Origin of the sequence: Mycobacterium sp. 1164966.3, from assembly GCF_001665395.1 — a bacterium.
Taxonomy (GTDB): Bacteria; Actinomycetota; Actinomycetes; order Mycobacteriales; family Mycobacteriaceae; genus Mycobacterium.
Map to the genome: position 1 here is coordinate 364,997 of NZ_LZSG01000044.1, position 15,305 is coordinate 380,301.

Genomic DNA, 15,305 nt, shown 5'->3' on the forward strand with positions numbered 1-15,305 from the left:
GACAACTCCGACGATATGTTGGATCAGTCTGAGAGCCTGGACTCCGACGAGGTACGCAACGACGACGGCGACGAGGTGGTCGATCCGCCCGACGAGTGGATCACCGCGGAGGAATACGAGTCGCTGGACGACAAGCTGGCGGCCGAGACGCCGGACCAACCGGAGGCCCCGGAGGCCGAAACACCCGCAAGCGAGGCTCACGACTCGCGGGCGGGGGGCGCTTTCAACGTAGTCAGCGACGACGACTTGGACCATATCGATCCCGACCGGCACGGCCGTGATTACGGTCAGATAGACGGAACTCCGGAAGACGGCGAATCCTTCTTCAACATCGAGCGTTAACGGCGCTGCCGGTCGAATGCTGCTCCGGCTCAATACCACTCAAATCACTTAAGCCCCACGTCACATCCTCGTCTTCAGACGCAGGTAAAAGCGTGGCTACCCCATGACGTTTATGGCGGACTTAGCCGGGTATGCATTCCAATAACGTTAAGAAAGTTGACCAAATGTATAGAGAAACCGCAGGTGAAGCGGTCTCCGCAGACTTGATTCCGCGTAAAATTCACCGGCGCCGCAGCGTGCAATCCGTCGCCGTAGCCGCAGGTTGCCGTGCTTTTGTGAAGAATGCCATGCGGATCTGGGCGCTTCGGCCCACCGTCAACTGGCCATTCGCTGCGATAGATTTTCTCGCCGGACTTGTGCCGTGGCGCGGACAGGCGACGATTCAGCACGTGCGACTTCCGCATTGCCGGGCCGAGTTGATCTCTGCGCAAGGCGTTTCCACGGCACGGGCAGTGCTGTACCTGCACGGCGGTGGGTTCCTGGCATGCGGATTGAACACGCACCGTTCGATGGTGGCGCGCCTATCCCGCGCCGCCGATGCGGTAGTACTCAACGTCGGCTATCGGATGCTGCCAAGGCATGCTGTCACTGACGCCCTCGCCGATTGCGTGGACGCGCTGAAATGGCTTGGGCACCAAGGGTATCCACCGGACAGCGTGGTGGTCGCGGGTGACTCCGCGGGCGGCATGCTGGCTTTCATGCTTGCGCTGAACATGATTGAGCGCGGCGACGGCACGCCCGCTGGAATTGCCACGGTTTCACCGCTGACCGACTTGGGTTCGTCGCGAAGGCTGGCCCATCCCAATGCGCGCCGCTGCTCGATGTTCAGCGGCCGGGTTCTACCGGTGTTCGCGAAATACGTCGAACAGTGTCATGAGCGGCTCAGCTCCGGCGGATCCCCTTGCGTGCTGGTGCCACCCGTCGATGCTGACCTGTCGCGGATGCCTCCGGTCGCGATTCACGCCGGCGGCGACGAATTGTTGCTGCACGACGCGGAGTTGATGGCGCAGCGGCTGACCGAGGCCGGCATTCGGTGCGACCTGCACGTGTGGCAGGGACAGATCCACGACTTTCCTTTAGCCGCAGACATTTTGCCCGAGGGACGCCAAGCGATACGCTACCTCGGCGAGTTCATCGCTGAAGTCATCGCTCCGCGCAAGCCCGTCGCAGCCTAGCTGAGGTCGCTCATGCGGTCTTGGCCAGCGTGGACAGTCCAGATACATTGCCGCCCTTGGCGATTCGCCGGATCATCAATCGAGTGGCCTTTTCCAGAATCTCCTGCGCGATGTCGGGCCTGCGCGTGCGCGCCGCCCGTCGCGTCGCCGCGCCGATGGTGATGCCCTGTTCGTAGCCGGTGACGACCCGTGGGTCTACATACGACCCGCGCGCCACTGCCGGGGTGTTGCCGAGCTCCTCGGCAACCTCTTTCATCACGGCGGTCTGGACTCGTTTGGCCACCCGCCGTGACACGGCCGGGTCCGCGTCGGCGAAGGCCGCCGCGGCGAGCACCGTCCCGTGCCAGGTCCGCAGGTCTTTGACGCTGTATTCGTCGCCCACCAGCTCCTTGAACCGGGTGTTGAGGTCTTCGGCCCGGACTTCCGTCCACTGGGATCCCGCCCGGCACACCAGCAGTCGACGTGAACGCTCGCCGTGGCGCTGCAATGACCGCACCGCGCGGACCACCTGGGCGTCCTGGATCTCGAGCTCGCGCCGCACTCCGCTTTTGGCGGGATAGTCGAATCGCACTGTGTCACCGCGGATGGTCACGTGCTGACATTGCAGCGTGGCGATGCCGTAGGACTCGTTCTCCTCCGCGTACCGGTCACCGCCCGCGCGAAAGTAGCCTCTGTCAAGCAGATACAGCGCCAGCGCCAGCACACGGTCACGAGCCAGCCCGCGGCCCGCCAGATCGCGCGCAATCTGCTGCCGCCACGCCGGCAGTTCCTTGGACAACTCCAGTACGCGGTCGAACTTCTCCTCGGAACGCTCCTGCTGCCAGGCCACGTGGTAGAGGTACTGGCGACGGCCGGCCGCATCGGTGCCTACAGCCTGGATATGCCCGTTGGGGTATGGGCTGATCCACACCTTCTTCCACGCCGGCGGGATGACGAGATCCTTTATGCGCTGCAAAGTCTCAGGATCGGAGACCGGATCACCCTCGGGGCCGTAGTAGGCGAAACCCTTCCCGCGGCGCTTCCGGGCGATACCCGGTTTGCTCACCACGCTACGACGCAGACGCATGACCCTTCTCCACTTCCGTTGGCTTACCAGAAGTTACCCGCGCAAGCGGAAGTTCATGCCTGCACGCCGCGTCCGGCGCGCAGGCATGAACCTGGAACGGACCTTGCCCTGCGTATCAGCCGGCCATGAACTCGTGGTAGGCGGACTCCAGACCAGGCGACAGCGCCGTCACGTTGCACTGACGCTCGGTGTCCCCGATCGGCGCCAGAATGCCGCGCAGCTCGTAGTACTCCTGCGGGTGCGCGGTGAAGTAGCTGCGCAGGTTGGCAGCCGCCTCCGGACGCGGTTGACCGTATGCGGCCGTCACCACCTGGTTGGCTCCCGGGTGGCTACCCAGGTACTGCTGCGCGGCGCCGGTCACCGATGACACGGTGGCGTTCACGCCCTCCGCGCTGCAGTCGGGCGCTGCCGCCGCCGAGGGGGCACCGACGATTCCGACGGCCAGTCCCCCGAGCAGACACCCAGCGCTGATGCCGGCCAACCGCCGGCGTGCGGGCACACTGCTGATTTTCATGATTTGTTCCTTCGGATGTTGCGACTTGATCCCTTGAGGTTCCCGATGCCCCGAAATTCAAAGTAGCCGAACACAAACCGCGCGAACCTGGCGTTCGCCCACGACGAATGCGTCCGCACCCGGGTGAGCAGGCGACACAGTGGCGTAGACCACACAAGACCACACAAACCGCGCGTTTTCATTAAGCGGGCAACTAGACTGCGGGCTCGAAGTTGAGAATTCTCAGAATTGCGGCGCGATTCTTAGGGGTTCTTGCGGAATCCGTTACGTCCCATCGTGACCAAACCGTTATCCGTGGTGACTGGCCGCGCTCGGTGAGCCACGCCACATGTTTCGGATTCCGGCCATCCGGAAACACTGCGCGAAGCGGCATCGGACGGAAGACGTGGTTGGTTCGCGCTCCGGGCCGGGTCCGCAGGGTGTGCGACGTCGAAGAGTGGCGGCGCGCAGCCAACGAAACAAGCGATGAGAGGGAGGAATTCATGGGCGAGAAGAGTGGCCCCCAGGAAGCCGTCGAAGGCGTCGTCGAAGGCGTCAAGGGCAAGGCGAAGGAAGTCATCGGTGCCGTGACCGGCCGTGACGATGTCAAGCGTGAGGGCCAGGCCCAGCAGGATAAGGCCGACGCCCAGCGCGACGCAGCCAAGAAGGAAGCCGAGGCGGAGGCCGCCCGCGGTGCGGCGAGCACCGCAGAAGAGCGCGAGCGGGCCAACCAGTAGCCAGCAGCGAGAAATGGCCCCAGCCCGAAATCGGGCTGGGGCCATTTACATCGCTATCTTCTGAACAACGTAACCATCACCGCGACGTCGGCCAGCAACAGCAACAATCCGCACAGCGGAATGATGAAGCCCCGTCGGAGCGTGGCGGTTAAGAAGGAGAGTGCGATCGTCAGTGCGGCAACGACGGGCGCGCCGTACAGCAGGACACCGTAGAGCAGTCCGCTAGGTCCCAGCTTGGGGCATTGTGCGCCGCTGCACGCCGCCACGCTCATCGCCGCGCCGATACCGAAGATCATCACCAGCGCCGCCAATGGCACCGTCAGCAGCGCCAGCACCCAGTTCACCCAGGCACGCCGCCGCCGACTGCGGTCGTCACTCTCGGGTGGTTGGGCTTGCGGATCTCGATCCAGACTCACCATGCGGGTCGCCTACCCGTGCTGGGTGGACTGAAAACCTGAGGGGGAGTTCCTCAACCTTCGGCCGAGCGTTGAGCCATCGCATAAGCGAGCTGAAGGAAGTCCGCCCCGGCCAGTGCGGTGAAGGTGCCCGCGACCAACCGGGTGAACCTCGGGACAAAAACCAGGCCGATGACGAATCCGGTGGCAACCCACATGTCGAGACAGAAGGGACAGGTCAGCAGCTCACCCAAGCTGTGCCGCAGCTGGCCCGACTGTCTTGCTTCTTCATTCACCTCCGCCGGGCCGCCGGTGCCGGCGTACTGGGTGAATGCTGCTCGCAGCGGGCTCGTCACGGCGTCCTTGGTCAGCGTTCGTGACAGCTTGTGGGTGCCCAAAGTCACCGTTATCAGGTCTTGCACCGGCCAGCGGTCGGGCAGCCTGCGACCGGTGAGGGCGGCGATCACCGTCGTGACGGTTACCAAAAGGCCGTAGACGACCAGCACCACCAGATAGCCGACCAGCGGGCGGGGATTGTCGCCGCGATACACCTGGGCTTCGTGCCGTGCGCCGTCGACCATCTCGGCGCCGGCATCTGTGACGTCTCCCATCGCAACTCCTTCGGACGGTACCTACAGTTGAATGCTTGGCGACCAACATGTTTCGTCCGAACCAGCTCGCGTCGCCTTCGCTGTGCTCGAAATGGCTTCGGACACATTTGCTTACGTGTCGTATGGAGGGTATTGCCGTTGCTGCAGAACCCGTGCCAGATGCGCGGCATTGCGGGCAGCGGCCGCGGTGGCGGACGCGATCTGCTCTGGCACTTCGTCCAGATCGTTGTAGTCGGTGGATTCCATTGCCGCACCGTTCCAATAGGTGCAGCCCTGCGCCGGAATGCTGTACCCGATGTCATTCAGGCTTTGAAACAGGTCGGCGACCACCTTGTGGGCACCGTCCTCGTTGCCGACGACGCTGACAATCGCCACCTTGCCGACCATGGCGGGTGTGCCATCGTCATCGGTGTTGGACAGTTCTGCATCGAGGCGCTCCAGGACACGTTGCGTGACGCTCGACGCATGGCCCAGCCAGATCGGTGTGCTGATCAGCAGGATGTCAGCGCTCAGCGCCTTGCGCCGGATCTGTGGCCACTCATCGCCGGGACCCATGTCGTCTTCGACACCCGGTGCGATGGCATGGTCGACGCAACGAATCAGCTCGCATTCAACGTCGGCGTCCCTCAGTTCCTTGGCCACGTGCTCGGCCATCAGGGCGCTGCTGGACGGGGCGGGACTGGGTTTCAGGCTGCACACCAGTCCGAGCGCGCGCAGGGGCAACTTCGTCTCATCGGCCATCCCGAACCCATACCCGCCGTTCGCGCGACGAAAACACCAGCTCAGAGCCCACTTTCGAGGTGGTCCGGGAACCGTTGGCCGCCAAGATGATTCGAAGCAGGAACAATGCCTAGCGGCTGCGGCGCGTCTTGGTTTGTCGTCTCGAATCAGTGCAAAGGATACGCCGTACGGCAGCTTCCAGATGGTCGGCGACCTCGCGGTAGGACATCGTGCCACTGGCGGCGCGGACCATTACGCCGACATAGATCAGCTCGAGGAGCACGACGGATTCCGGATCTCCGTCCTCGCCGACGGCGGAGGCGAGCAGGTCGCGCACGAAGCGGCCCATCTGCATGCGAAGGAGTTCCACGTCCGGATCACCACTGTTCATGGTGACCGCCACGGCGTGGGCCAATGCCGGCTCGTCACCGACGATGAACGCCAGATCGCGCAAAACGGCCGCCACCCGCTCGACCACGTCGGATTCATCGCGGGCCGGCTCGATGCTCGACATCCGCCGCCAGAAGACCTCGGCGATCAGGTGTTCTTTGGAGGAGAAGTACGTGTAGGCGGTTGCGCGGGCCAGTCCGGCCTGTGCGGCCACCGCCTGCAGCGTGAGCTCTTGGTAGCCGACGTCGCGGAGCACCTCGAGAGTGGCCCGCCCGAGTTTCAAGACGGTGTCGGCGCGCTTGCCGGTGAAGCGGCGACGCGCTGACTCGACCGACATACCGTTGGACATGTGTCTAGACGCTACTACATCCACGCCCTCACCTCATTCCAGAGGCAGCCGCGTCAGCCCAGTATCGGGAAACGACGGGCCGCGGCGAGCTCGTCGAGTCCGGCCTGCATGACCTCGCGCACGTAGGCGTCGACGTCGGCGACGTCCGGGTTCTTACCGAACTTCTTGCGGATGTGGATCGGTTCGAGGACTCGGGTCACGATCTTGGCGGGCAGCGGAAGGTTCGGTGGCAGCACAAACAGGCTCACGCCGAACGGGAAACCCACCGTGATCGGCACGATCTTGGCGCGTGCCCAGCGAGCGACGGGACCGAGGCGCTGCGCCAGCGAGGTGCCGCGGGTGAGGAAGAACTGCGTCTCTTGCCCGCCGATGGAGACCATCGGGACGATGGGTACCCCGGCCTCGATCGCGGCCCGCACGTAGCCGGTCCGGCCGTCGAAGTCGATGACGTTCTGTGCGGACGTCGGGCGGTAGGCGTCATAGTCGCCACCTGGAAACACGACCACGAGACCGTCGCTGCGCAGCGCCCTGGCGGCGTTGTCGTGATTTGCCCGGATGAACCCGATCTTCTGCAGAAAGTTCCCGACGGGCCCGACCATGATCATGTCATGGCTGAGCGTGTAGATAGGACGGTCGTAGCCGTGCTCGGCATACCAATCGATGGCGAAGATCGGCACGTCGAATGCCAGCTGACCGCCGGAGTGGTTGGAGACCAGCAGCGCTCCGCCGGCGGGGACGTTGTCGAGTCCGTACACCTCGGATCGGAAGTAGCGCTTGAGCATTGGCCGGATGGTGCCGATGACCCACTCGGTGAGAACCGGGTCCCATTTCGCGATCTCGGGTTCGGCTATATCGGTGGTAGTCACGGCGTCCTTTCGATTTAGGCTACGACGGCCTGGTACTGGCGCTGGCCGGCTTCGGCGGAGCTGATGAAACATCCTGCTGCAGAACTGATTTGAGCGAATTCGTGGATCATCGCCTCGGTGACTTCGTGGGCGTCGTTGAGTGTCGCGGCGTCGGCCAGCACGGAGATGTTCAGCTGATTCGCATAGCTCCACACGGTGATGTTCAGACCGCTCCCTGCCACAAGTGGACCCACGGAGTAGAACTCGGTGACCTGCGTACCGGCGACCGTCACAAGTTCGCGCGGCCCAGGCACATTGGAGACCACCAGATTCTGCATTTTGTTGTGCGCGTTCGTCCGCGCCATCCAGCCGGTGAGCAGCCGCGCCAAACCGGGCGGCATGTAGTCGAACCATCGCGTCCAAAGCTCCGGTCCTTGGATGGTATGCAGTCGCTTGGCGGCGATGGCTGCCTCGTGGCTGTGTTTGACGCGGTGCAGCGGGTCGGCGATATCCGCGGGTAGCGCGACCGCGATCTGGGTGAAGTTGTTGCCGGCAGACCTTCCCGGCGACGAGTCGAGGCACACCGGAACCATCGCCAGCAGCGGAGTGTCCGACCGGCCGTCGTACCGTAGCCGAAGCTCTCGGACCGCGCCCGCACTCATAGCCAAAATCAAATCGTTTATCGTGCAACCTAATTCACGGGTGACCTGCTTGGCGTCGGCGAACGGCACGCTGGCCGTGGCGAACTGGCGCCTAGTGGTGAGCCGGTGATTCGTGAAACACTCGGGGGCTTTGATGCGTCCTTCTGACCCGTTTCGTCTGGTGCGCCGCACGCTTGCCCCGGTATAGCGTAAAAGGCTTGGCAATTCGGCGATTTGCCTCATGTGGTCTCGGACGGCGTCCCATAGCAGCCGTGTCCTGCTCGGAAGCGGGTCGAACTCGGCAGCTTGGAAGGCTTCCGGCCGGTCGAGCGCACCGGCAAGAAGATTCGCCGACGCGACACCGTCGGCGAGTGCGTGGTGAATCTTGGTGACGACGGCGATCCGCCCGTCCGCCAGACCGTCGACGACATAGATCTCCCACAACGGCCGGGTGCGGTCCAGCGGCTCCTCGATTAATCGGGCAATCGCCTCGTCGAGTTCCCGCCGCCCGCCCGGGGCCCGTAGCTGCAGTGGCCGGACGTGATATGTGAGGTCGACGGAACAGTTCTGCCGCCACATCGGGCGGTGAAACGCATAGGGAGTCTCGACAAGTATGCGGCGCATGGGCTCGAATCGGTGCAGGCGCCGTTGCAGAACGTTGCGGACGGCGTCCACCGAGAAGCTGTCGGTGTTCGGTGCGTCGACGATCGCGATCTTGACCGTGTGCATCGGCACGTTCGGGGCCTCGCTGTAGAGCATCATCGCGTCCGAACCGCTAAGTCGTTTCACTGCTTGATCCTTCGCACAAAGATTTTCGATTTCGCCACGGCTGTTGCGCTCCGTCGATGCCGACGCTTAGGTCTTGTCACCGCGGTGCACAGCGGAATAGCCGAGATTGCTCAGGAACGTTACAGGCAAAAATGGACTGCTGTCTAGACGTTGCAACAGACAGCGGTGTGGAATATGTCACAGCTCGACGGGCCGGCCGAGGCTCGTGCCTGCGTTGTCAGCGTGCTTAATTACTAAGGCCGGCAACCAGATTGATGGTCACCGCGAGAATGACCGCCCCGAAAAGGTAGGACAGCAGCGCCTGGCACAGCACGAGAGCACGGAATTGTCCGTTCTCCAGACTGGTGTCTGAGACCTGGTAAGTCATGCCGACGGTGAACGCCAGGTAGAAGAAATCCACGAACCGTGGCTTCTCTTTTCCGTTGAAGTTGATCCCGCTGCTTTCGTTCGAGTAATAGACGTCGGCATAGCGGACGCTGAAGACGGTGTGGACCACGCACCAGGCGGCGACAATGCTGATCACGCCTACCGCTGCGGCGACCTGCTTCTCGACTCCGGACTTCGAGCCGGCGGCAAGCAGATGCGCCACACCCGCCAGACTGGCCACGCTCGCGGCCAGGATGATGCCGTCGGTGACCCACCCTCTCGGTGGGTCCTCGGGACGTACATGGGCACGCGTCTGTTCGGCGTCCATCGGCAAGACGACGATCCAGGTCCAGCCGAGATACACACCGGCTGCGGCAATCCATCCCGCGGCGGGCGCGTACCGCCATCCCGTCGTGAACCCGAGCGCCAGCGCGATGACGACACCGGCCAGCAGTGCGACGATCAGCCGAATTACCACGCGTTTGCGCCAGTGCGACCGAGCTGGGTATTCCATAGTCCAAGCTAAACCCCGGCACGCCAGCAGAAGCAAAAGTACTTATGCGTCTGCTCGCGGGAATGGCCCTGGCCCTGACGCGGCCCGGCCCGACCGTGTCCGGCTGGGTGTCGCAACTGGGGCGGCGATATGAAAGACATCGTTGACCAGCAGTGAAACGATGATGACGTGGATCCCGGGGGCGATTGTGGCGGTGGGCCGACCGCGATGACGCTGTCCTGCGGTTCCTGCGGCGCGCAGTCACGCCCCACCGCGAAGTTTTGTAGCGAGTGCGGTGCGCGGCTGACACCGGCCGTCCAGGTAGCGGAGTACAAGCAAGTGACGGTGCTGTTCGCGGATGTGGTCGGTTCGATGAAGCTCGCCGCGGTACTGCAGACCGAGCGGCTACGGGAGGTCATGCACGAGTTGTTCAATCGTGCGGCCGCGGTGGTACAGCGCTATCAGGGCACGGTCGACAAATTCACCGGTGACGGGTTGATGGCGCTTTTCGGCGCTCCGGTGGCGCTGGAAGATCATGCGCTACGTGCGTGTATTTCGGCCATGGAGATCCAGTCGGTCGTCCGGGAGTTCGCTGACGAGGTGTTCAGCCGTGACCGCGTTCGCTTGCAGCTTCGTGTCGGGCTCAATTCTGGCGAAGTGATCGCCGGTTCGATCGGTTTAGGTCCCGGCAGGTACACGGCGGTGGGTCATCCGGTTGGGATGGCACAGCGCATGGAGGCGGCCGCACCGTCAGGTGGCGTGTTGTGCTCGTTGTCCACTGCGCGGCTGGTGGAACGCGTCGCGTGGCTTGGTCCGGTCGAGAATGTTGCGATCAAGGGCGCCGACGTGCCGGTACCCGCACGGCAGTTGCTCGAGGTGGAGTGGGGCCGGACGGTGATGGGCCGCAACGAAGGCGCGATGGTGGGCCGAGATACCGATTTGGGTCGCCTACATGGCATTTTCGATGCGGCTCGCAGCCACCTGGTAGGAGTAGTGGGCGCGCCGGGTGTGGGCAAGAGTCGACTGATCGCTGAGTTCAGCGCGTCCGCGGCCCGGCGGGGCGCCCACGTCGTAGTGGCCCGATGTGAGGCTCATACCACCACGGTTGCGTTTCGTGCGTTATCGCGACTGTTGCGCGCGTTGTTTTCCGTGGACGGCGTCAGTGAAGACGAGGCCCGAGCTCAAGTTTTGACCCAATACGACGGGCGGCTGACATCGGATTCCGCGGAGGCGCAGATTCTGTTCGATGTGATGGGCATCGCCGATCGGGGTGCACCGCCGTTACAGGTCAGCGTGGACGGTCGTCGGCGCCGGCTGGTGCGGGTGATGTCTGCGGCGGTACTGGCTCAAACTGAGCGGATCCTGTTCGTGCTGGAGGATGCGCATTGGGTCGATGCGCCCAGCGACGAGGTTCTTTCCGAATTCGCCAGTGCGCTCACCGCCACGTCGTCGCTGTTCGTCACGACGTATCGGCCGGAGTTTCGCGGTGCATTACGGCAGCGTGCGGATGAGACGATCGCCCTGCAGCCGCTGAGCGATGCGGTGGCGGTGCGACTGGTGTACCAACTGCTCGGTAATGACGCATCGCTGGCTACGTTGGCGGAACGAATCGCCGCGGCCGCCGTCGGCAACCCGTTCTTTATCGAGGAGATCGTCCGTGATCTGGCTGACCGCGGAGTGATCTCCGGCAACCGGGGCAGCTATCGACTGACCGGAGGTGTGGACGAGATCGCTGTTCCAGCCACGGTGCAAGCAGTGCTGGCGGCACGCATCGATCGGCTGCCGGCAGAGGCGAAGGCGGTGGTGAATGCCGCGGCGGTGATCGGCACCCGGTTTGACGTCGATACGCTGCACGCTCTGCTTCCCGACGCGGTGTCGTCCGCATTGGCCGACTTGGTGTCGGCGGAGTTGATCGATCAGACGGAATTCGTTCCGCGCCAACATTATTGCTTTCGCCACCCGCTGGTGCGCACGGTGGCTTACGAATCACAGTTGAGCTCAACTCGCGCGCAGGCCCATCGCCGCTTGGCCGCCGCCATTGAGGCGCGCGACCCCACCGCCGCCGACGAAAACGCAGCGCTGATCGCAACAAACCTCGAAGCAGCAGGAGAACTCGCCAACGCATACCAGTGGCACATGCGTGCGGCAGAATGGCTTCGTCCGCGCGACATGCTGGCTGCGCGCGCCCAATGGCAATGCGCGCGCGATCTCGCCGACCGGCTGCCCGAGGACCACAGGGACATCGTCGGCATGCGGATTGCCCCGCGCACGATGCTGATCTCGACGGCGCTCTTCGTCGGCAGCGACCGTGATGCCGACGAGCAGTATCGGGAATTCCGTGAACTCTCATTACCGGCCGGCGACCTGAGGTCCTTCGCCATCGCCACTGCCGGCCGAATTATATCGTTCTGCCACAACGACATCCGAATTCCGGAAGCTGTCGCGCTGGCGTCGGAAGTCGAGGACATGCTTGGCGGCATCGACTGGGACGACGTGCCCGAGATCGACATTATTCTCACTGCCGTGGAGTGGGCGTACTACGGCTGTGGAAACTTCGATGCCGCCCTCGCAGTGAGTGACGCGATCCGGGCACGTCCCCATGACGAACCCACAATCGAATTTGTGGGAGCTCTCACCTTTCGGGGTGTCATAGAGATTTGTCGCGGCGACTACGCGAAAGGCCGAAAAGATCTTCGAGAGTCGATCGAGCGAGCTCGAGTACTGCCACCGGTCAGCTACGCAATCATCCTCTCGTTCGGTGCTCAGATGATTGCGCTGGGTCTGTACCAGCCTGATGAGCTGGTTGACGAAATGCGCGCGGCGTTGCATCGCGCCGAGTCTTTCGGAGACATCAGCGGCATCATCGCAGCGCAGTTCGCCTACGGCACTGCCTTATTACGCGCGCGCCCCGCGTCACGTGCTGAGGCTATCGATGTACTCGAGCGAGCTCGAACCGGCCACGCGAAGCACCACGTGATGACCAACACGATGACGGCCGTGGGTGCTGATCTCGCATTGGACGCCGCAGCCAGAGGGCGCCTGGACGACGGAATCGCGGATCTGCGCGCTCTGTTCGCACTCCACATCGACGACGGCGTTCTGATCGAAACATGCTGTTGCAGTGAGGCTTTCGTCACGCTGCTCATCGAACGAGGAGCCGCCGCCGACCTCGCCGAAGCGCACCGCATCGTCGACGACTGGCAAGTCCGGCGCCCCGGCATTCCCGCGGCAGACCTGTGGTGGCTGAAATCGCGGGCCCTATTGGCCCAAGCTGAGGCCGACTCGGACGGGTATGCGGAGTTGGCGGCGCAATACCTCGCGCTCTGCGAAAAGCTCGACGCCCGTGGGCGTCTCGCCGAAGCCCGCCTGATGGCCGGCACAGCAAACGCAGAAGGGCTGGCGTAGATGTCAACAATCTTGGCCTACACCTCGCCCGCACTTGGTCACCTGCTGCCGATGAGCGCGCTGCTGTCAGAACTGGCTAGCCGTGGCCACGCGGTTCATCTGCGCACGCTTGCCGTCGGTGTGGAGATCGGGCAGCGGCTCGGCTTCAGCACGGACGCAATCGATTCCCGGATCGAGGGGATCGAGCACGACGACTGGAAGGCCAAGAGCCCCGGAGCCGGGCTAAAGCGGGCGTTCGCCGTGTTCGGCCGCCGGGCTCCGCACGAAGTCGCCGATCTCGCGGAAGCGGTTGCGCGCGTTGGCCCTGATGCACTGCTTGTCGACGTGCTGTGTTGGGGTGCGTTGTCGGCCGCCGAGGCCGGAGACATCCCGTGGGCCTGTTTTTCGCCGTTCACGCCCCTGCTGCGCGCCGATGGGATGCCCCCCTTCGGGCCGGGACTGAAGCCGTTGCCGAACCGATTCGGACGAATTCGCGACGCAGTTGTCCGCGCAGCAGTGAGTGGTCCGGTGAACAGTGGATTGCCGCCCCTCAACAAGATTCGCGACGAACTGCAGCTGCGGCGGGTCGGTTCTATGGATGAGTTCTGGCGTCGCGCGCCGCTGATGCTGGTCGCGAGCGGCAAGCCATTCGAGTATCCGCAGGCCGATTGGGGCGACGCGGTGCAAATGATTGGCCCATGCCCGTTTGATCCGGGACCCGGCACCGCGCCCGACTGGCTGGCCTCGATCGACCGTCCCATCGTGCTTGTCACGACGTCCTCCGAGAAACAGGGCGACGAAAAGCTGGTGCCGACCGCGATAGCCGCGCTGGCGGATGAGCCGGTACATGTGGTCGCGACCGTCCCGGCCGGACAACCAGCCGAAGTTTCGACGATCTCTAATGCGACGGTCTGCCACTTTGTCCCGCACGGCCCGTTGCTCGACCGTGCCGTTTGTGCGGTAACGCATGGCGGTATGGGCGCGACTCAAAAGGCACTGGCCCGTGGCGTACCCGTGTGTGTGGTGCCCTACGGCCGCGACCAATTCGAAACCGCGCGGCGCGTCGAGGTTGCCCGGTGCGGCACTCGTCTGCCCGCGAAGAAACTTTCGGCCGAACGTCTCCGTACAAAGGTGCGAGAAGCGATGACGATGACCGCTGGCGCACGACGGGTGGCGGCGGGTTTCGCCGCCACCGGCGGGGTGAAGCGCGGTGCCGACCTCTTCGAGCAGCGCGTGCTCGGGGCGGACTGACGGCGCCGACACATCCGAGGGTCATTTTGGCCTGTAGCTACCCCGTCGCGTCGTCGAGGCGGCGCCCTCATAGCGCTCGTAGGCCACGCAGGGTCCTGCTTATCAGCTCACGTCGGTCGTCGATTGTCATCGAGTCACCCGGGGGGGCGTGCACCCGCAAAAACCCCTGTGTCACCAGATCGCCGACCAGGAAGCGCGTCGCACCGAGCGGCAAGGACAGCCGAGCGGCGATCTCTGCGACCGAAGGGCTGAGTACGCACAACGTCAAGATTTGGCGCCGCACATCATTTCTCGGCCAGCGCGGCGGCTTCGCTGGGTCATTGAGCGCCTCAACCGGCGCCTCGAGTGCCAGTTCGACACCGGAGTCGGTACGCCCTGCCGTCAGCGTGTACGGCCGGACGAGGCTCGGCCCGTCCGCGGTTTCCGGTTCTGTGAACAAGTCGCCGATCGGTTCACCCGTGCCCTCCGACTGCTGATACGCGTCGGTGCGCTGGTGCGGGATGTTGCGGTTCTCCAAGAACCACAATGCCTGGTCGGCATGCACAGATGCGCGCAGCTCGCTGGAGACGACCTTGAGTATGGTGCGGTCGGTGTCGATGACGAAGGTGGTCCGTCTGACCGGCAGCAGCCGGGCCAGCAGGCCGCGGCGCCGAGCATGCCGGCCTCGCCTGGTCGCCTCACGCGCCACAGCGGATCTACGCAGCTTGGCGAGCCTGCCGCGGCGCACCCCGAAGAGCTCGGACACCACGCCGTCCGCGTCGGAGAGCAGCGGATAGTCGAACTTGCGCTGCTGGGCGAAGTGGGCCTGCTTGTCGACGGTGTCGGTGCTGATGCCCACCCGGTGGGCGCCCACCGTCGCGAATTCGTTGCTCAGGTCCCGGAAATGACAGGCCTGAGCCGTACAGATCGGTGAGGACGCCAATGGGAAGAAGAACAGGACAACCGGCCCTTCCGAAAGCAGCGCGGAAAGTGTCCGAGGCCGACCGGTGTGATCGTACAAAGTGAAGTCAGGCGCCATATCGCCCGCGATCATCGGCAAAGACTAACGCGGGAAGCTCTGCGCGGCGCACGACTCGGACAATTCGGTATCGAAAGCAACGCCGCCCTTCGCTGATCCCCAACCGCCCCGGGCCGAAAGCCCTAGCGGCCGAGGCCGCGCGCGTGGCGATGCGTGTCAGTGGACCAGAGATGGCCGCAATCCGAACATTGCAAGTGCACCAACGTCCCCTGATTGCTCAGCAGGTATTGCCAGTGGGTA

Annotated in this window: 15 protein-coding genes and 1 pseudogene; 5 read left to right on the forward strand and 11 right to left on the reverse strand. The window is 64.0% G+C overall.

Annotated features, from left to right (window positions below):
* Nucleotides 1-15: 15 nt before the first annotated feature.
* Complete coding sequence (locus A9W99_RS17495) at nucleotides 16-342, forward strand: hypothetical protein (protein ID WP_067380952.1); 327 nt, start codon at nucleotides 16-18, stop codon at nucleotides 340-342.
* 164 nt (nucleotides 343-506) lie between these two features.
* A complete protein-coding gene (locus A9W99_RS17500) occupies nucleotides 507-1,517 on the forward strand; it encodes an alpha/beta hydrolase (protein ID WP_067380570.1) in 1,011 nt (336 codons plus the stop codon).
* Between the two features lie 10 nt (nucleotides 1,518-1,527).
* Here A9W99_RS17500 and A9W99_RS17505 read toward each other — a convergent pair whose 3' ends face one another.
* Both A9W99_RS17505 and A9W99_RS17510 read right to left on the reverse strand, forming a co-directional pair.
* The gene (locus A9W99_RS17505; RefSeq protein WP_067380573.1) at nucleotides 1,528-2,583 is read right to left on the reverse strand and encodes a DNA topoisomerase IB; all 1,056 of its coding nucleotides are present in this window, start codon (nucleotides 2,581-2,583) and stop codon (nucleotides 1,528-1,530) included.
* A 115-nt stretch (nucleotides 2,584-2,698) separates the two neighbouring features.
* Nucleotides 2,699-3,097 carry a heme-binding protein gene (locus A9W99_RS17510; protein WP_067380575.1) on the reverse strand — a complete coding sequence of 133 codons (399 nt, stop codon included), beginning with the start codon at nucleotides 3,095-3,097 and terminating at the stop codon, nucleotides 2,699-2,701.
* Nucleotides 3,098-3,579: 482 nt separating this feature from the next.
* Between A9W99_RS17510 and A9W99_RS17515 the strand changes: the two genes are divergently transcribed.
* Nucleotides 3,580-3,813: a CsbD family protein gene (locus A9W99_RS17515; RefSeq protein ID WP_067380955.1), complete on the forward strand. Its 234-nt coding sequence runs from the start codon at nucleotides 3,580-3,582 to the stop codon at nucleotides 3,811-3,813.
* Nucleotides 3,814-3,866: 53 nt separating this feature from the next.
* On the opposite strand, the gene A9W99_RS17520 is transcribed toward A9W99_RS17515, so the two are convergent.
* From A9W99_RS17520 to A9W99_RS17550, 7 genes are all read right to left on the reverse strand, one after another.
* A complete protein-coding gene (locus tag A9W99_RS17520; RefSeq protein ID WP_067380578.1) occupies nucleotides 3,867-4,232 on the reverse strand; it encodes a hypothetical protein in 366 nt (121 codons plus the stop codon).
* Between the two features lie 50 nt (nucleotides 4,233-4,282).
* Nucleotides 4,283-4,819, reverse strand: coding sequence for a DUF1360 domain-containing protein (locus A9W99_RS17525; RefSeq protein WP_067380581.1), 537 nt, complete (start codon nucleotides 4,817-4,819; stop codon nucleotides 4,283-4,285).
* Nucleotides 4,820-4,930: 111 nt separating this feature from the next.
* Complete coding sequence (locus A9W99_RS17530) at nucleotides 4,931-5,560, reverse strand: flavodoxin family protein (RefSeq protein ID WP_067380584.1); 630 nt, start codon at nucleotides 5,558-5,560, stop codon at nucleotides 4,931-4,933.
* A gap of 109 nt (nucleotides 5,561-5,669) precedes the next feature.
* Nucleotides 5,670-6,278, reverse strand: coding sequence for a TetR/AcrR family transcriptional regulator (locus A9W99_RS17535; RefSeq protein WP_067380587.1), 609 nt, complete (start codon nucleotides 6,276-6,278; stop codon nucleotides 5,670-5,672).
* 53 nt (nucleotides 6,279-6,331) lie between these two features.
* Nucleotides 6,332-7,144 (reverse strand): lysophospholipid acyltransferase family protein, encoded by an 813-nt coding sequence (locus A9W99_RS17540; protein ID WP_067380590.1) that lies wholly within the window; start codon nucleotides 7,142-7,144, stop codon nucleotides 6,332-6,334.
* Between the two features lie 14 nt (nucleotides 7,145-7,158).
* Nucleotides 7,159-8,553, reverse strand: a complete 1,395-nt coding sequence (locus A9W99_RS17545) for a wax ester/triacylglycerol synthase family O-acyltransferase (RefSeq protein ID WP_067380592.1) — start codon at nucleotides 8,551-8,553, stop codon at nucleotides 7,159-7,161.
* Between the two features lie 226 nt (nucleotides 8,554-8,779).
* Nucleotides 8,780-9,433, reverse strand: coding sequence for a DUF1345 domain-containing protein (locus A9W99_RS17550; RefSeq protein WP_067380595.1), 654 nt, complete (start codon nucleotides 9,431-9,433; stop codon nucleotides 8,780-8,782).
* A gap of 168 nt (nucleotides 9,434-9,601) precedes the next feature.
* Between A9W99_RS17550 and A9W99_RS17555 the strand changes: the two genes are divergently transcribed.
* Nucleotides 9,602-12,817: an adenylate/guanylate cyclase domain-containing protein gene (locus tag A9W99_RS17555; protein ID WP_253869961.1), complete on the forward strand. Its 3,216-nt coding sequence runs from the start codon at nucleotides 9,602-9,604 to the stop codon at nucleotides 12,815-12,817.
* The gene (locus A9W99_RS17560) at nucleotides 12,818-14,047 is read left to right on the forward strand and encodes a glycosyltransferase (protein WP_067380602.1); all 1,230 of its coding nucleotides are present in this window, start codon (nucleotides 12,818-12,820) and stop codon (nucleotides 14,045-14,047) included.
* Nucleotides 14,048-14,114: 67 nt separating this feature from the next.
* Here A9W99_RS17560 and A9W99_RS27830 read toward each other — a convergent pair whose 3' ends face one another.
* Together A9W99_RS27830 and A9W99_RS27835 are read right to left on the reverse strand one after the other, a co-directional pair.
* On the reverse strand, nucleotides 14,115-14,573 hold the full coding sequence (locus A9W99_RS27830; RefSeq protein ID WP_371514970.1) for a DUF742 domain-containing protein: 459 nt from the start codon (nucleotides 14,571-14,573) through the stop codon (nucleotides 14,115-14,117).
* Nucleotides 14,553-15,080 (reverse strand): annotated as a pseudogene (locus A9W99_RS27835) (peroxiredoxin); the annotation flags it as partial. The gene A9W99_RS27830 and the pseudogene A9W99_RS27835, both read right to left, overlap by 21 nt.
* Nucleotides 15,081-15,305: the final 225 nt, after the last annotated feature.